Raw genomic sequence first — 16,736 nt, forward strand, 5'->3', positions numbered from 1 at the left:
TCTTGCTCTCTGCGAGACAGAGTAACAGGTTAGGGCTAGAAAGCCCCGTCGCTGTCTTCGCGGGGATTGGTTACCCTTCCCCCTTGCCAACACCCGACACCCCATCGGAGTCGGTCTGCTCCGAAACCCGGTCTGATCTCATGTCCGCTCAAATCGTTCGGATGCCAACGATTTCTAGAATTCGACCGTCAAAAATTGGTGCGATCGATGAGGGTCCGAACTTGACATGACATCAGACCGGCGGCGGTTTATTTAACTGTCCGCACCCTCCTCAGCTTCCACCTGCTGATAGGCTTCGGCCGTTTTCTCCCGGTCCAACTTGAGAATCAGTACCCCCAGGGGTGGCAGGCACAGATCGATGGAGTGCGGATAGTTGTGGAACCACCACTCGTCCGTCCACTTGCCACCCAAGTTCCCCATGTTGCTGCCGCCGTACTCCCCGGAGTCGCTGTTGAACAGCTCCGTATAAAACCCGGGTTCCGGAACCCCCACCCGGTAGTGGCTGTGGGGCTGGGGCGTGAAGTTGCACACCACCACCACAAATTCATCCGTATCCTTCGCACGGCGGATGAAAGAGACCACGCTGTGGCGGTTGTCGCTACAGTCGATCCACTGGAACCCTTCCTCGGAAAAATCATTTTCGTACAGAGTTGGCTCGTTGCGGTAGAGGGTGTTGAGATCCTGGAAAAAGCGCTTGATCCCCTGGTGCGGCGGAAATTGCAGCATTTCCCACTCCAGGGTACCCCAGGCGTTCCACTCCTTCCACTGGGCGAACTCCATGCCCATGAAAATGGTCTTTTTGCCGGGATGGGCGAACATATAGGTGAACAGTGCCCGCACGTTGGCAAATTTCTGCCAGTCATCCCCCGGCATTTTGCCCAGCATATTGCTCTTGCCGTGTACCACCTCGTCGTGGGACAGGGCCAACATGAAGTTTTCGCTGTGGTGATACCAGATGCTGAACGTGACGTTATTTTGGTGGAACTGGCGGAACCAGGGGTCCATGTGGAAGTAGTCCAACATATCGTGCATCCAACCCATGTTCCACTTCAGGTTGAAGCCCAAGCCACCCACATAGGTGGGCCAGGATACCATCGGCCAGGAGGTGGACTCCTCCGCGATGGAGAGGATGCCGGGGTAGTAGCTGAAAAGGACGTGGTTGGTTTGGCGGATGAAGTCGGCCCCCTCGATATTTTCGCAGCCGCCGTACTGGTTGGCGACCCACTCCCCGTCTTCCCGGCAGTAGTTAAGATAGAGGATGGAGGCTACCGCATCCACGCGGATGCCGTCGATGTGATACTTGTCGAACCAGAACAGGGCGTTGGAAACCAGGAAGTTGCGGACTTCATTGCGGGAGTAGTTGAAGACCAGGGTTCCCCAGCCCTTGTGTTCGCCCTTGCGGGGGTCGGCGTGTTCATAGAGGTGGGTGCCGTCGAAGAAGGCGAGGCCGTGGCCGTCTTTGGGGAAGTGGCCGGGAACCCAGTCCACGATGACACCGATGCCGTTGAGGTGGCACTGGTCCACGAAGTACATGAAATCTTCGGGGGTGCCGAAGCGGGAGGTGGGGGCGTAGTAGCCCGTCACCTGGTAGCCCCAGGAGCCATCGAAGGGGTGTTCGGCGACGGGGAGCAGTTCGATGTGGGTGAAGCCGAGTTCTTTGACGTAGGGGATGAGACGGTCGGCCAGTTCCCGGTAGGTGAGGAAGCGACTGCCCGGGTCGAGTTCTACCGCTTGGACGGCGGGTTCGACGGTGCCGTCGGGCAGTTGGTGGGGTTCGGAAAAGGGGGCGCGGTTCCAAGAACCCAGGTGGCACTCGTAGACGGAGATGGGGTGGAGGAGGGGGTCATTGTGGCGCCGTTGTTCCATCCAGTCCGCATCGTTCCAGGTGTAGGTGTCCAACTCGGCGACGATGGAGGCGGTTTTGGGGCGGACTTCCTGTTGGAAGCCGTAGGGGTCGGATTTTTCGTAGATGTGGCCGTCGAAGTTTTTGATCTCGTATTTGTAGGGTTCCCCGACCCCGACTTCGGGGATGAACAGTTCCCAGACGCCGTTGCCGAACTTCCGCATCTGGTGTTGGCGGCCGTCCCAGTGGTTGAAGTTCCCGAGAACGGAGACGTTGCGGGCGCTCGGGGCCCAGACGGCGAAGTAGACCCCATCGACGCCGTTGAGGTTCATGGTGTGGGCGCCGAGTTTCTCATAGATGCGGTGGTGGTTGCCTTCGCTGAACAGGTGGATGTCGAAGTCCGTCAGTTTGGGGGAGCGGAAGGCGTAGGGGTCGTAGGTGACGCGCTCGTGTTCCCCTTCCTTGTAGCGGAGTTGGTAGTTGCTCAGTTCCGGGATGTCGAGGATGCACTCGAAGAAGTGGGGGTTGTGAACCGAGTGCATGGGGTATTCTTTGCGATCTTCCGGCAAAATGACCCATGCCGCATCAGCGTTTGGGAGATAAGCTCGGAGAGCCCACACGGTCTGCCCATCTTTTTCAATTTGATGGGGGCCGAGAACTTCAAAGGGATCGTGGTGGTGGTTCCAAACGATTCGGTCGATCTGATCTAATGCGATGGTCATGGGTCTCAAACGCTCTACAACAAAGAGATTACTAAAGAACGAATGTTTGACACTCTCCGCCCTAAAGGGACGGGGATTCTTGGTTCAACCATCATCCTTAAATCACATCGGAAGGACTCGCCTAGAACCTCTCCCCAGACACCGCACCCATCGGCTAAATGGTCTGGTTTGAGCCGTGCGACCCAGCGGGATTGATGTCCCCAAGCGTAGTTTGAACTGTTTTGGCGTGCCCCGCCATACAGTGTCAGTCTTGAGTTTTGAGCTTTGCCGGTGTTTCGGTATCTTGTTAAGATCCGTGCGTTTTTCAAGAGGTTTCTCGCGCCTCGGCTAAACTCTAGCACAAAGTCGCCCGAGAAGGGCGACGCTTGAAACCCAGATTTTCGGTCAGAATAGTTATAGCTCTCGCCATGACGGTTAGGACATCCGAAAATCCCGAAACTTGCCAACGACGGGCAGTTAACCTTTGCTGATTGCTATCAATTCTGTGACGGTTCTTGGAGATGGCTCTCTCCCGGGCGCGATCCGCGCAGCGCATCTATCGGGTTTGCCACGGTTGAATGGGGCATCTCAGGTCGGGTAATTTAACACAAGTATACAAAGCCCGGTGAAAGTTGGGGCATTCTGAGGCGATCGATTTTGAGAGGGACTCGGGGCCAGAAGCGATCCGCGCAGCGCACCCATCGCGCACTGGGGCGGATGGGGTGGGGGTCGGGGAGCCATCCGATCTGTGGTAGAATCATGCCAACTCGACGAGTAAGGCAAGGGACGGACGAAGATCCTCCTCACCCAGAGGCACGACTTTTCGAGGGAGATCAAACACCCTGTCAATCCTTTGCAGTCGGTTCATCAACGTCGGACTCCAGGTCAAAGTTTCTCCAGATCGTCGCCCCAAACGGAAACGATTTCGGGGTGTTTTCGGGCTGAACTTCCCGATGCACGGTGAGAATGCCACCTGTCGCGAGGGTTGACAGTTTTTAATCAGACACCATCGCTTCGCCCTGGCAAGTGATGGAGCATTCAAGTTGAGTTGAGGTATGAGTGATGACGGTTGCCTTCAAGCCCCGCCGCCCCACCAAACGGGTCGAGGCGAATCCCTTCGTGCCGTCCCGGACACCGAGCAATGTCATTCCCTTCAGCCGCGCCCCCCAGAGGCCGATCGTCATCCCCGACCCCTACGGCCCCAGACCGCCCGTGACGACGGTCGAGGTGAGGCCGACGCGGGTGGAGGTGCTGCCGCCCCCCCGACCGGAGCGGCCCGGGTGGCTCAAATCCCTCTCGGCGCTGCACCGACTCTCCTCGGTGGTGACGGGCTTGCTGGTGGGTACGACCCTGACGTTTTACGGGATGACGGTTTACAGCGAATCTCGCTGGACGCGGGAATATCCACAGTTGGAACACCTGCGCCACCAAGAACAACAGCTTCGCACCGCCAAGGAAGTCCTCAAGCACACCATCGTGGAATCGGCCGAAGATCCGGAGGGGGGCTTGGCCGTCCCCGATCCCGATGATATGATTTACATTCGGCCGGCTCCCTTGCGCCCGGCGGTTTCGCCCGAACCCGCCGCGACTTTGAATCCCCTCTGGTCTCCGACCTCGGAGACGAACCGGCCGCTGGCCTATTGAGGGTTGCGCCCCGGAATGCCGGACGTGGGGGGCGATCGCATCAACTCGACCACTGACAGGGGGTGAAATAGCTCATGGCTTCTTCTAACTATTCGTCCGGTTCTCCGGGTCGGCGGCGCCACCGGAATCCCCGCCCGGTGGGGCAACTGCGCTCCGCTCCGATCCCCAAATTTGAGGTGCGACAACCGCCTCGACCCGAGCCCGCCACCTCTAAATGCATCCCCGTCCGCCTCTATTTGGTGTGGGCGGTGCTGTTGGCGGGGATATTGGGTCTGTGCGCCAATCTGTTTCGCCTGCAAATTGCCCGGGGGCCATTCCTCAAGGAACAGGCCGAATATCAGCAGCAGCAGCGATCGATGCCCTTCATCCCCCGCCGCCCCATCACCGATCGCAACGGCAATATTTTGGCGATCGACCGCCAAGTTTACACCCTCTACGCCCACCCGGTGCTGTTCAAAGATCCCCCGGAGGAGGTAGCCCGACAACTGGCCTCGGTGCTGGTTTTCGACGATCTCAGCAGCCCCAGCGCCGAAGACTTACTCGACCTGTTCGGCCTCGCCCAGAGCGGGATCAAGGTAGCCGATGCCCTGGCCGAAGAGGTGGGCGATCGCATCCTGGACCTGCGGCTCGACGGCCTGGAACTGATCCGCCGTCCCCACCGCCTCTACCCCCAAGAAGGTCTGGGTGCGGACGTGGTCGGCTACGTGGACGACGAGGGCAACGGCCAGGCCGGCGTCGAACACAGCCAGGAAAACCTACTCCGGCGCACCATGCCCTCCCTGCTGTTCCAGCGGGCCGTGAACGGAGCCTGGGTTCCGGCCAAGCTGGCCACGGGTTTCGTCCAGATGGACGACCTGGAACTGCGCCTGACCATCGATTCCCGCCTGCAGCGACTGGCCCGGAAAGCTCTCGCCGAACAGGTGCAAGCCTACAAGGCGGAGCGGGGGACCGCCATCGTCATGGACGCCCGGGACGGGTCCATCCTCACCCTCGTCAACGAACCGTCCTACAACCCGAATGAATACTTCAAATTCGACCCGGAATTGTTCAAGAATTGGGCCCTGACCGACCTTTACGAACCCGGTTCGACGTTCAAGCCGATCAACGTCGCCCTGGCCCTGGAAGCCGGCGCGATCGCCCCAGATACCTTCATCAACGACGAGGGCAGCATTCAGATGGGACCGTGGACGATCTCCAACGCGGATTTCAGCTCGGCCGGCGCCCGGGGGATGGTGTCGATCACCGATATCATCAAATATTCCAGCAACATCGGCATGGTCCGCATCATGCAGCGGATGGACCCCCAAGTCTACTACGAGGGGTTGCAGCGTCTCGGACTGGGCAAACCGCTGGACATCGACCTGCCCTTCGTGGCGACCGGAACTCTCAAAAGTTCCGAACAATTTGTCAACGTCCCCATCGAAGTGGCGACGAGTTCTTTCGGCCAGGGATTTTCAATTACCCCCCTGCAACTCGCCCAAATTAACGCCAGTTTGGCGAACGGGGGCAAGCTCGTCACGCCCCACGTCGTCGAAGGTTTGTTCAACAGCGAAGGACAGTTGTATTGGCAGATGTCCCGACCCGAACCGCAGCAGGTTTTTTCGCCACAAACCACCCAAACCGTCGTGGAAATGATGGAGACGGTCGTTGAAGGCGGAACCGGAAAAAATGCCCACATTCCCGGATATCGAATCGGCGGAAAAACCGGGACGGCGGAGAAAGCCAGTGCCAGCGGGGGTTACTATCGGGGCACCTACATCACCAGTTTCGTCGGGATCATCCCGGTTGATGCCCCCCGCTACGTGGTCGTGGCGGTGGTGGACGAACCGGAAGGGGGCAGCGGCGGCCTGGTGGCGGCACCTGTTGTCAAATCCATCATGGAGGGACTGATCACCCTCGAACACATCCCTCCGTCTCAAAAATAGGGAGTCGGGAGTCGGTATTAGGGAGTCGGGAAGATTTCACTTTTCACTTTTCACTTTTCATTTCTTGGGGTTCCGGCGGATTTTCATATCCGGGGTCGGGGGGGAGATTTTCTTCCCGGGAAGCGGCGACGGCGAGCCGATCGCACCGCTCGTTTTCTTCCACACCCGCGTGACCTTTCACCCACACAAATTGAACCTGGTGGCGATCGCACAAATCCAACAATTGCGCCCACAAATCCGGGTTTTTTGCCCACTCTTTCGGATTGCGTCGCCAGCCATTATTTCGCCACTTTTTTGCCCACCCTTTGGCGATGGCGTCCACCAAATATTTGGAATCCGTGTGCAACGTCACCGCACAGCGATATTTCAGGGCTTCCAAAGCGGCGATCGCGGCCATGATTTCCATCCGGTTATTCGTCGTCCGCCGGAACCCGCCACTCAATTCCCGCCGGTGCGGGCCGAACATCAAAACCGCCCCATATCCCCCCTTCCCCGGATTGCCACTACAGGCTCCATCCGTGTAAATCGTCACCTGCTTCAAGCCTGCATCCATTATCGGTTTCCCCGCTGTTGTGCCATCAGAGATGATATCAAAGGTTGGCGCCCCTACAGTGGAATTTCATTGTTTGTAGGGGCCTAGGGCCTAGGCTCTCCCACCGCCACATCTCCGTCAAGACGCGCCGCCAATGTGAATGTCGCGAACCCTGACGGGGACGCAGGCGTGGGTCATTTGGGCGAGTTGCATGGGTTCACCCTTGCCGCAGAAACTCGTCCCGTGCTGTTCCCATTCCGACTCGGGTCCGATCGCATCGACTTGATTCCAAAATTCGGTGGTCATGGCCTGGTAAGTCACATCCTTCAACATCCCCACAACTTTGCCGTTTTTGACCTGCCAAAACGCATCGCCGCCGAACTGGAAATTCCGCCGCTGTTGGTCGATGGAAAAACTGCCGATCCCGTCGATCAAAATCCCGTCTTCGGTGTCGGAAATCATCTCTTCCAAAGTAGCGGTGCGATCGCCGCCGTCGGGTCCAGGTTCCAAGCCCAAATTGGGAATCCGCACCATCGGGACACTAGACCAACTGTCGGCGTAGGCACAGCCGTTGCTGCTGCCCCGTCCAAGGCGGTGGGCGGTTTCGCGGTCGGTGAGATAATCGTTCAATATCCCGTCTTTGACGACGTACCATTCCTGGGCTCGAACCCCCTCGTCATCGTAGCCCATCGTACTCCGTCCGCCCGGTTGGGTGCGATCGCATTTGAAGTTCACCCAGGGGGCCGCATACTGCAATTTTTTCAGTTGGTCCGTGGTGGCGAAGCTGGTCCCGGCGAAGTTGGACTCGTAGCCGTAGACGCGATCAAGTTCCGTGGGGTGGCCAACGGATTCGTGGATGGTGAGGTAGAGGTGGGTGGGTTTGAGGATGAGGGTGGATTTGATGCCCGAGGGCCCCTTGGGCGCCTTCACCTTTTCGATCGCCTCGGAAGCCACGCGATCGACCTGAGACAGCAAATCGGCGGTGTCGATGTGTTCATACCCCAAATTCAGCGGAGGCCTCTCGTAGCCCCGATTTTGTGCGTCTCCGTCCGCGATCGCCGTGCACCCGTACCCGGCATAGCTGCGGTAAATGGTCTGTTCGATGTCGGAACCGACGGTGGAGGCGAAGCGTTTATTTTCCTGTTGAAATTGTAGGGAAGCGCTCGCTTTTTTGATGCCCTTTTCCCCGTGGGCCAGGAGTCTGTCCGTCAGCGTCAGCACCAAATCCGCCTTCTCTTCGATGGGGATGGAAAAGGGGTCGATTTGGACCGGGGTGATGTAGGTGTCCCGGTAGGCGTCCACGGGAACCAATTTCACCGGAACCCGCTGACAGAGGCGACTCCCCCGGGCGATGTCCACCGCCAACGCCACGACGCGGGCGACTTCCTCCGGGGTTTTGCGGTAGCTGGCGGCGAACCCCCAGGAACCGTTGAGGAGGACCCGCACCCCGAAACCGGAACTGACGTTATCGCTGAGGTTGCCCAAAGAGCGATCGCGGGCGGCGAGGGACTGTCGGCGGTAGGTACACAGGCGGATGTCTCCGTACTCGCATCCGGCCTTGCGGATCAGGTCAATGGCGAGGTTGACGAGTTCTGTCGGCGCCTGCTGGCGGATCGGTGCTTGTACCATTGGATTAATTATCGGTTGATTTCAGTCTCGGTATTTTGTATATCGTAATCGCTTTGGGAAATTCGGCAACATTTGAGACGGATGGGGGAAGAATTGGGGATGCGAGCCAGAAACCGGGTTTCTCAGCAGTCCCGATCGCTATTTGCAGTTACAAAAATTCAAAGGAGTCGAAAAAGCGATCGCTCTCCGTCGGAAATTTTTCCGGCTGTTCCGAACCGACTAAAATCATGTACAGGCGGGGTGCGGCCCAATACAGTCGCATTTTAAACATCCCTTCCGAACCCTCGACTTCGATCGCCCGCCCCGGGATGTCTCCCAGATAAATGTTATTTTCGGAGCGGATATTTTTCTCTTCCCAGTCTTCCAAAAAACCCGCGACCGACGCATCGAATAACTCGTCTATTTCCGTCGTACTCAATTCTCTCGGCAGTTCGCCCACGTCGTAATAAAAGACTCCATAGGCGATTGTTTCATCCTCCAACGAAATGAGATACTGGCGCATCTCGCCCCTCTGATTGGATTCCGCATCTTCCTCGGGGGTCCCGGGCATCATCACCGAGAAATTGCCGACTTCCGAGGTGAATTCCTGCCAGTCGCCGTCTTGGGTATTTTCCAATTGGGCGATCGCCGGGGGGATGTTGAAGCGATCGCCGGGAACCAGAGGAGTCAGCAAACCGACCGTCACGGCGAGGGTGAAAGCCCGAAAAATGAACATCAGTTATTTCTCCTGGGAATGGGTGTCTCCATTCTCTCATAATTTTTTTGATTTGGGCAAATATTGAGGCTTAAAATTTTGCGATCGCCATTTTTAACTCGAATAAAAATCCCCATAAAATAATTTAAAATGTCGGTCAATAAGTCCCGCAATTATTTCCCTCGAAAAGGGGATGATTGCGGTGGATATTTAATCATTTTAAAACGATTTGGAATGGGGGTCTAAAGCATCTCGCAAACCGTCTCCGATGTAGTTGATACTCAGAACCGTCAGAAAAATTGCAGCCCCCGGAAATATTACCATGTGGGGGGCGGTTTGAATGTAATTTTGGGCATCGTACAACATCCGCCCCCAGGTGGGAACGTCGGGGGGAAATCCCAGTCCCAAAAAGCTGAGAGTCGATTCGGTAATGATCGCCGTTCCGACGGCGAGGGTGGCGGCGACGATGATGGGGGTGAGGACGTTGGGGAGAATGTGAACCCAGATCAAACGCCTCGGTTTGGCCCCGATCGCCCGGGCTGCGGTGACGAAATCCATTTCGCGAACTGATAGAAAACTCGCCCGAACCAACCTCGCCACGGACATCCAATTGAGTCCCCCCACCACCAACACAATTAACAGGAAAATTCCCACTTCCCCCGACGCGATCGCCCGGGCGGATTCCCGAAATAAATAGATCACCAACAGCAAAACCGGCAGTTGCGGCAGGGATAAAAATAAATCCGTCATTCGCATCAGCAAACCGTCCGCAATTCCGCCGTAAAATCCCGCCATCGCGCCCACGGATGTCCCAAAACTAATCGCCACCAACATTGCCGCCACCCCCACCGCCAACGAAATGCGTCCGCCGATCAGGATGCGGGCGAGTTGATCCTGTCCCAAATCGTTGGTTCCGAAGGGGTGTTTCCAACTCGGGGGGGCGATAGAATTGCCGAAGTCGATCGCATCGGGGGAAGTGGTGTAAAAGAAGGGCGCGATCGCCACTGAAACGACGATAATCAGCAAGACAACGCTGCCGAAAACCGCCATTTTATCCCGGCGAAACCGCCGCCAGATATCCCCCAATAACGTGCGGTTTTGAGGGGAGCGATCGGTGGATTCGGAAACGGCATTTTTCATCCCAAAAGTTAATAAAATAGTCGTTTATTTGCAAATTATATTGTATAATCATTGGTGTCGATCGCATCTCGGAACCCGTCATGGTTTCTCAACTTTCATCCGACACCCAAACTCAGATCACTTATCCTGAACGAGATGGGAATCCCCTGTCAGACAATACCCTACAATTTCGCTGGATTACCGTCATCCAGTATAACTTAGACTGGCTGTTCGCCCCCGATCCCGAGGTATTTGTCGCCGGCGATCTGCTGTGGTATCCCGTCGAGGGGGACAACAAAACCCGCCAAGCCCCGGACGTGATGGTGGCGTTCGGGGTTCCCAAGGGGGAACGCGGATCGTATCAACAATGGAAAGAAGCAAATATCGCCCCCCAGGTGGTCTTTGAAATTCTTTCTCCAGGAAATACCCTCACCGAAATGAATAAAAAACAGGTTTTTTACGATCGCCACGGTGTCGAAGAATATTATCTCTTCGATCCGCAAAAAAACGACCTCAGCGGTTGGTTGCGATCGGGGGAACGCCTGGATGTCATTGACGACATGAATAATTGGGTGAGTCCCCGCCTGCAAATTCGCTTTAATTTGTCGGAGGATGAGTTAAAAATTTACGGCCCCGACAATCAACCCTTCGCCAGCTATATCGAAGTCAGACAACGACTCCAAGAAATGGAACAACAGTTGGAACAGACTTCAGAACAATTGAAACAAACCTCAGAACAGTTGGAAGAAGAACGGCGTCGGGCCGATCGCTTGGCGGAATTATTGCGGTCTGCAGGAATCGATCCGGATCGGGAAAATTGACAGCTTTCTCCCTCCTTATAGCCCTGTGAAATGATCAGTGAAAAATCAATCCGCTGAAAGCCCCCAGAATTGGGGGTTTGGGGGCGCGACCATTTACAAATGGTATCCGATGACTATATGAACGGGCAACCCTATAAGGTTGCCCCCACAAGCTGGGGGAAAGAGTAAAATTCTACTCCCGACTCCCGACTCCCGACTCCCTACTCCCTAGAATCAGAGCGGACGAGTTCTTTAAAATCTTCGATTAATATTGCAAAAAACATCTCCGGATCGACATCGGAGATCACCCAGGTGTTGGCATCAGGTTTGGCTGTGTGGGTGCGTTCAAACCAAGTCATGCCCCGGGTCGATTCCCCCTGAGTTTCCACCGTCACTCGGGCGCGATAAAACTTGAACAATTCGGGATAAAATAAATAGGCGACGGTGGCTGCATCGTGAACCAAAAAGCCCGGAATGCCACGGGTGCGGCGATTTTTTAGGCAGGTTTGGATCATGAAATCGATCAGGCCCAGCATAAACTTGACGATCGCACTATTTGGATTCACCTCAGCGATGCGATCGCCCACATTTCGGGTTAAAATTAAATGTTGGGTGACATCCAGCGAAATCATCACCAGATCCCCCCGACTCTCGAACACCGTCCGCGCCGCTTCGGGATTATAGGTGATGTTAAATTCGCCGTGGGGGGTGACATTTCCCCCCAAATTAAACGCCCCGCCCATGATGACAATTTCCCGCGCCAATTTGAGGATTCCCGGGCGCCGTCGTTCGGCCGCGGCCAAATTCGTCAGCGGCCCGATCGCCACAATTGTCACCGCCCCCGGATCGCGTTCCAAACACTCGATAATCAGGCGATCGGAACCCGGCGCCGCATCCCATTCGTGGGCAGGTGGCGGCAACGTTGCGGACAAATTTCCGATACCGTCGTCGCCGTGGATGTGGGCGGCATTTCCCACCCCAGAATTCTCCACCAAAACCCCCCGGCCGACGGGGATATTTTCCATTCCGCCCAACTGGAGAAGCTGACTGGCAGTGGTGAAAGTTCGCCCCGCTGCCACGTTGCCGTCCGCTGTCGCCACCGCCACCAACTCCGCGAATCCCTGGCGGATCAAACTCTGCAACCATAGCAGGGCAAAAACATCGTCCCCGCCCGGATCGGTATCCAACAAAATTTTACGGGGTGAAACTGGGGATATCATCGCGATCGCCTCCGGTTCAATTCTGTGGCTCTGACTGCGGTTTAGGAGGGCGTGGCAAAGAGGGTTTGACCCCGGTTTTCTGAAGTTCTTTGACCATCAAAATCAACCGTTTGATGTGGGGTTTGATCACCGTTTCATTCTCTTTGGAAATGCGGTCGAGTTCCGCCTGCAGGTGGCACAGATCCGCGATCGCCGCCGGAGAAACCGCCCCCGGTTCGCCCTCCCCATCCGTGATCGCCCGTTGCAATTCCGTTTGAGCCACCGCATTTTCTTTCAACTGGGCGATCGCATTTCGCAACTCATTCAAACTGTCTTGTAGCGGGATCAATTCCTGGCGAAACTGCCCCTCGATCTCGTCCAACGCCCGGGAAATTTGCTCCTGAAATGACATGACAGACTCCGTTAAAGCCGCCACCTGTTGAGATTGGCGGGCCGCCGCCAGTTCTCCTTCGCCGGGGGTTTGCAACTGTTCCCGTAGCGTCTGCATCTCTCCCCGCAGTTGTTTCCGCACCCCCACAATCGCCTGCACCGCCTTCTGTTCCAACTGTTCCACCGACTCCCGCATCTCGACGACTTCGGCTTGAGTCCGGACTGCCTCCTGTTCGTGCCGATATCGGTTAGCCACATTCAAAGACAGGGCCACCGTCAGCGGTGCCACGCCGTAGAATGCCTGGTTGGACAGGGCCACGACAATCGAGCCGATCGCGGAACTGGCCAAAGAAATATACTCAGCCCACTCTAACCAGTGTCGCCGGGGTAAATCTGGCATCAGGGCACGAGACTCGGAGCCGTTGGACTTGGGCATGGCGGTACTCGAAATAGAGTTCAGTGTAGATCGATCCGGGTGGGAAATGGGGGAAAACATAGCCATTGGTCTGTCAAAATGAGAATTTAACGGGGCGATGATGCAAAAAAATAATTGTGTTACAATCCTAGTTTAGTCCGATCGGCGGTCCGGATCGCCCCCGTCTCTCAACTTCCCACCTCGAACCGCCCTATTTTATGGAACCGAACGACAAGCCCGGTTTTGAAAAAATTCGCCCCATTCTCAGCATCGCCACCTTCATCATCTTGGCGATCGGGGTGGGATTTCTCAGCATCAACCTGATTGTCGCCCTGATCGACAAGTTCGGCTAGAGACTTAAAAGACCGGGGCGAATCGCCTTCGTCCCCATCGGAAAACTCAATGCAGGAACTTGCGAACCTGATATTCGCCGCTGTTGACGATCGGCATTTTCAGGTCGCCCATTTGGCGATCGAGTCGATCTAACTCGCTTTGGGGGATGGACTTCCACTGTTCCCGGGTTTCCCAGCGGATCACTGCAATCACCTCCTCCTTCTCCGGATCGACCCAAATTTCTTTGCCGACAAAGCCGGGAAACTGTTTGAGTCCCTCCGTCCAGACTTCCTCATCCCGCCGGATGAACGCCTCCCACTCGTCGGGAGGCACTTTGAACTGTAGCCACTCGACGACCATATCTCATTCTCCACTCCGGGCCAAGGAGGGTGAGCGAGTTAAAAGAAACACTCGACTCCCCACTCCCATTCCCTACACCCTACACCCTACACCCTACACCCGGCGCACAGCGCACAGCGCTATATTAGCGGTTCAAAAACTTGCTGGCCATTTTTAGGGTATCCGCCATATCCACATCGCCGTCCCCATCCGCGTCCAAGAAGCCGCTCAAAACCGGATTTTGAGCCTGTCGGGGGTTTTGGGTGTTCGTCCCGGTTTGCAGGAAATTCAGGATCATCGGCACCACCATCGGAAGCAAACTTTGGATGGTTTGGGAGTCGAGCCCCGTCCGCTGGCAGACGGTTTCGATCAGTTGATTTTGTTGTTGCGGGGAAAATAAACCTTGGACGGCTACGGGGTCGGGGTTGGTGCCACCGTGTTCGTTCACGAAGGTTTGCACCGATTCGTCCCCCTCCTGGCTGCGTTTTTCCTGCAAAGCCGATCGCACATAGCCCCCCGCCACGGACATCAGAGTTTGGGTGGTTTCCGGGGACGCCCCCAACTGGGTGCTCAATTGTTGGGCGGTGTTTATCAGGTTGCCGAGTTGACCCGCATTCGCCTGGGCTTGGGGGTCGTTGAGGGCGCCGACGATTTGATCGAAGAGTCCCATAGTTGTTGCTCCTGGAATTTCAGAAATTTCCTCTCAGTGTACCCGGACGGGGGCGATCTTGGATGGAGGGGGGGCGATCGCACTTTTTCAATCCCCAGGACGCGAAAATCCGCCCGCAACCCCCAACTCGACCGAATTTGATCCGTCCCCCATCAAGATGTGTTGATTTACAAACCCGGCCCGGGTGGCTTTGGGCTTAAAATTTGGGGAAGTCTCACCATTCCCCGTTGAGTTTATGAGCGATCGATTTAGAACGTTATTGAAAAAAGTGGGCAGCGGAACCCACACCAACCAACTCCTGAGTCGCGAGGAGGCGGCGGACGCCCTGCGGATGATGCTGCACCGGGAGGCCACCCCCGTCCAGGTCGGCGCCTTCCTGATTGCCCACCGCATCCGCCGGCCCACGGGGGAAGAGTTGGCGGGAATGTTGGACGTTTACGACGAGTTGGGACCCCACCTGACCGGGGCGAACCGCCCCCCCGTGGTGCTCTCTCACCCCTACGACGGCCGATCGCGCACGGCCCCCGTTACAATCCTGACAGCCCTGATCCTCACCGCCTCCGGGGTTCCGGCCATCCTCCACGGGGGCGATCGGATGCCGACGAAGGAGGGCATTTCCCTCGCCGAAATTTGGCGGGGGTTGGGCGTCGAGTGGCGGGGCGTCAGCTTGCAAAGAACCCAGGATATTTTCGAGAAAACGGGTTTGGGATTCGTTTACCTCCCTGCCCATTTTCCGGAGGCGATGACTCTGGTCGAACCCCGCCGGGACATCGGCAAGCGCCCCCCCATCGCCACGTTGGAGTTGATGTGGTCCCCCTATGCGGGGGATGCCCTGATCGCCTGCGGCTACGTCCACCCCCCCACGGAGGGCCTGTTCCGCACCGCCCTTGGCTATCGAAATCAGATCCGGTTTATGACGGTGAAGGGACTCGAAGGCAGTTGCGATTTGCCTCGCGATCGCACTTGCATTATCGGCGTCAACCACCCCGACGGCGAGTTTGAACGCCTGCTGTTGCACCCGAGCGATTACGGCTGCAACGGCAAAGAAGTGCCGTTTAATTCGACGGAGGAATTGGTCGGCCAAACCCAAGCCGTTTTGGCGGGGGAACCGGGAGAATTGATGCCGGCGGCGGTTTGGAACGGCGGTTTTTATCTGTGGCGGTCTGGCGTTGCGGAGAGTCTGGAAGCGGGGATTTCTGAGGCGAAAAGATTGTTGGCGGAAGGACACGTTTCCCGCCAGTTTGACGCGATCGCGGCGGCCGTGGGGGCGATCGCAACTTCCCCCTGATGGCGGGGGCGCAAGACCCCGCGCCCCCACAATTGATTTTTTTTAATTTTTTAAATTTTTGTGAATTTTTCGGCGAAAAGGGGTTGACAGGAAGGGGCGACGGCTGATAAGATTTTGGAATATCATCCTTCATAATGGGAGTGGTTGCAAAAATAAAAATTTACCAAATATTCCCATTATATAAAAAAGATAGCACAAGTCAAGTCAAAAATCAAGCCCCCCGCAAAATTTAGTCGCCGCCGCACCTCAAAAAAAATTAAAAAATTATAATTATCAATTGTCAATGATCAATTATCAATTATGACCCTGCATTCATACACCGTCGAACCGAAAAGCGGGGAAGCGCCCGAGGGTTTGCTGATCTTCCTGCACGGCTGGGGCGCCAACTGCGAAGATCTGACCTTTCTGGCGCCGATGTTGAAACGGCCGAACTACTGGTACGAATTTCCCGAAGCGCCCTTTCCCCACCCCCAAGTCCCCGGCGGGCGGGCGTGGTACGCCCTAGAAACGCCGGACTACCGGGGAATTGCGGAAAGTCGGGAACAACTGACCGAGTGGTTGGGGTCCCTGGAAGAACGCACCGGGGTGCCGCCAAGCCGCACCATTTTGGGGGGATTTTCCCAGGGGGGGGCGATGGTGCTCGACGTGGGGCGGACGATGCCCTTCGCGGGTCTGGTTGTGTTGAGCGGTTATCTGCACTTCCGGCCCGAACCCCAAGAGACACCCCCGCCGCCGATTTTGATGGCCCACGGAAAACGGGATATGGTCGTCCCCCTGGAAGCCTCCCACCAGGCGCGGGACGCTTTCCAAAATTTGGGCGCGGCGGTGCAGTATCACGAATACAATATGGGTCACGAAATTTGCCCGGAGGCTCTGGAGCGAATACAAAGTTTTGTTGTGGAGATTCTGTCGAAGAGTGATTGACCCCTTAGTATAGGAGGGGGAGTCGCCCGAAACCCGACGGCTCGATGCAAATGCAACTGCACTGGAGGTATTCAAGATGGAAATGTTAACCCGATCCTCACCCCAGATTTCCACACTCACGGCAGATGACGTGGCAGAGTTAGCCTCCCGTTTGGAGGGAGATAATTACAGCAATGCCTTCGAGGGGTTGCAGGACTGGCATTTGCTCAGAGCGATCGCCTTTCAGCGTCCGGAGTTGGTGGAACCTTACATACACCTGTTAGATCTCGAAGCCTTTGACGAAGCGTAAGA

16 protein-coding genes are annotated in these 16,736 nt (G+C 56.4%); 7 read left to right on the forward strand and 9 right to left on the reverse strand.

From position 1 onward, the window contains the following. Positions 1 to 252 precede the first annotated feature (252 nt). Positions 253 to 2,565 (reverse strand): 1,4-alpha-glucan branching enzyme, encoded by a 2,313-nt coding sequence (gene glgB, locus AC0QHF_RS24485; protein ID WP_324706883.1) that lies wholly within the window; start codon positions 2,563 to 2,565, stop codon positions 253 to 255. Between the two features lie 1,041 nt (positions 2,566 to 3,606). Between glgB and AC0QHF_RS24490 the strand changes: the two genes are divergently transcribed. Both AC0QHF_RS24490 and AC0QHF_RS24495 read left to right on the forward strand, forming a co-directional pair. Continuing rightward, entirely contained in the window at positions 3,607 to 4,188 is a 582-nt protein-coding gene (locus tag AC0QHF_RS24490; protein WP_324706884.1) for a hypothetical protein, read from the forward strand. Between the two features lie 74 nt (positions 4,189 to 4,262). After that, a complete protein-coding gene (locus AC0QHF_RS24495; RefSeq protein ID WP_324706885.1) occupies positions 4,263 to 6,113 on the forward strand; it encodes a peptidoglycan D,D-transpeptidase FtsI family protein in 1,851 nt (616 codons plus the stop codon). A 43-nt stretch (positions 6,114 to 6,156) separates the two neighbouring features. Here AC0QHF_RS24495 and rnhA read toward each other — a convergent pair whose 3' ends face one another. The 4 genes from rnhA to AC0QHF_RS24515 form a co-directional block, all read right to left on the reverse strand. Next, positions 6,157 to 6,666 (reverse strand): ribonuclease HI, encoded by a 510-nt coding sequence (rnhA, locus tag AC0QHF_RS24500; RefSeq protein WP_324706886.1) that lies wholly within the window; start codon positions 6,664 to 6,666, stop codon positions 6,157 to 6,159. 117 nt (positions 6,667 to 6,783) lie between these two features. Next, positions 6,784 to 8,274, reverse strand: coding sequence for a TldD/PmbA family protein (locus AC0QHF_RS24505; protein WP_324706887.1), 1,491 nt, complete (start codon positions 8,272 to 8,274; stop codon positions 6,784 to 6,786). Between the two features lie 148 nt (positions 8,275 to 8,422). Next, positions 8,423 to 8,989, reverse strand: a complete 567-nt coding sequence (locus tag AC0QHF_RS24510) for a hypothetical protein (RefSeq protein ID WP_324706888.1) — start codon at positions 8,987 to 8,989, stop codon at positions 8,423 to 8,425. A gap of 198 nt (positions 8,990 to 9,187) precedes the next feature. Continuing rightward, positions 9,188 to 10,108: an ABC transporter permease gene (locus AC0QHF_RS24515; protein ID WP_324706889.1), complete on the reverse strand. Its 921-nt coding sequence runs from the start codon at positions 10,106 to 10,108 to the stop codon at positions 9,188 to 9,190. Positions 10,109 to 10,188: 80 nt separating this feature from the next. On the opposite strand from AC0QHF_RS24515, the gene AC0QHF_RS24520 reads away from it, so the two are divergent. After that, positions 10,189 to 10,908 carry a Uma2 family endonuclease gene (locus AC0QHF_RS24520; protein ID WP_324706890.1) on the forward strand — a complete coding sequence of 240 codons (720 nt, stop codon included), beginning with the start codon at positions 10,189 to 10,191 and terminating at the stop codon, positions 10,906 to 10,908. Positions 10,909 to 11,108: 200 nt separating this feature from the next. On the opposite strand, the gene AC0QHF_RS24525 is transcribed toward AC0QHF_RS24520, so the two are convergent. After that, a complete protein-coding gene (locus tag AC0QHF_RS24525) occupies positions 11,109 to 12,107 on the reverse strand; it encodes a nucleoside hydrolase (protein ID WP_324706891.1) in 999 nt (332 codons plus the stop codon). Between the two features lie 16 nt (positions 12,108 to 12,123). Beyond that, the gene (locus AC0QHF_RS24530; RefSeq protein ID WP_324706892.1) at positions 12,124 to 12,912 is read right to left on the reverse strand and encodes a hypothetical protein; all 789 of its coding nucleotides are present in this window, start codon (positions 12,910 to 12,912) and stop codon (positions 12,124 to 12,126) included. 197 nt (positions 12,913 to 13,109) lie between these two features. Here AC0QHF_RS24530 and AC0QHF_RS24535 point away from each other — a divergent pair, with 197 nt between their 5' ends. Then, entirely contained in the window at positions 13,110 to 13,244 is a 135-nt protein-coding gene (locus tag AC0QHF_RS24535) for a hypothetical protein (RefSeq protein ID WP_324706893.1), read from the forward strand. A gap of 46 nt (positions 13,245 to 13,290) precedes the next feature. Here AC0QHF_RS24535 and AC0QHF_RS24540 read toward each other — a convergent pair whose 3' ends face one another. Both AC0QHF_RS24540 and AC0QHF_RS24545 read right to left on the reverse strand, forming a co-directional pair. Beyond that, positions 13,291 to 13,584: a TIGR03792 family protein gene (locus tag AC0QHF_RS24540; RefSeq protein WP_324706894.1), complete on the reverse strand. Its 294-nt coding sequence runs from the start codon at positions 13,582 to 13,584 to the stop codon at positions 13,291 to 13,293. A 124-nt stretch (positions 13,585 to 13,708) separates the two neighbouring features. Next, positions 13,709 to 14,233, reverse strand: a complete 525-nt coding sequence (locus AC0QHF_RS24545) for a DUF937 domain-containing protein (RefSeq protein WP_324706895.1) — start codon at positions 14,231 to 14,233, stop codon at positions 13,709 to 13,711. A 235-nt stretch (positions 14,234 to 14,468) separates the two neighbouring features. Here AC0QHF_RS24545 and AC0QHF_RS24550 point away from each other — a divergent pair, with 235 nt between their 5' ends. The 3 genes from AC0QHF_RS24550 (at position 14,469) to isiD (ending at position 16,734) form a co-directional block, all read left to right on the forward strand. Continuing rightward, the gene (locus AC0QHF_RS24550) at positions 14,469 to 15,521 is read left to right on the forward strand and encodes an anthranilate phosphoribosyltransferase family protein (protein WP_324706896.1); all 1,053 of its coding nucleotides are present in this window, start codon (positions 14,469 to 14,471) and stop codon (positions 15,519 to 15,521) included. A gap of 300 nt (positions 15,522 to 15,821) precedes the next feature. After that, positions 15,822 to 16,445: an alpha/beta hydrolase gene (locus AC0QHF_RS24555; RefSeq protein ID WP_324706897.1), complete on the forward strand. Its 624-nt coding sequence runs from the start codon at positions 15,822 to 15,824 to the stop codon at positions 16,443 to 16,445. Positions 16,446 to 16,521: 76 nt separating this feature from the next. Continuing rightward, on the forward strand, positions 16,522 to 16,734 hold the full coding sequence (gene isiD / locus AC0QHF_RS24560; protein ID WP_324706898.1) for a protein IsiD: 213 nt from the start codon (positions 16,522 to 16,524) through the stop codon (positions 16,732 to 16,734). The last annotated feature ends 2 nt before the right edge of the window (positions 16,735 to 16,736 follow it).

Source organism: Lyngbya sp. CCY1209 (assembly GCF_055795065.1).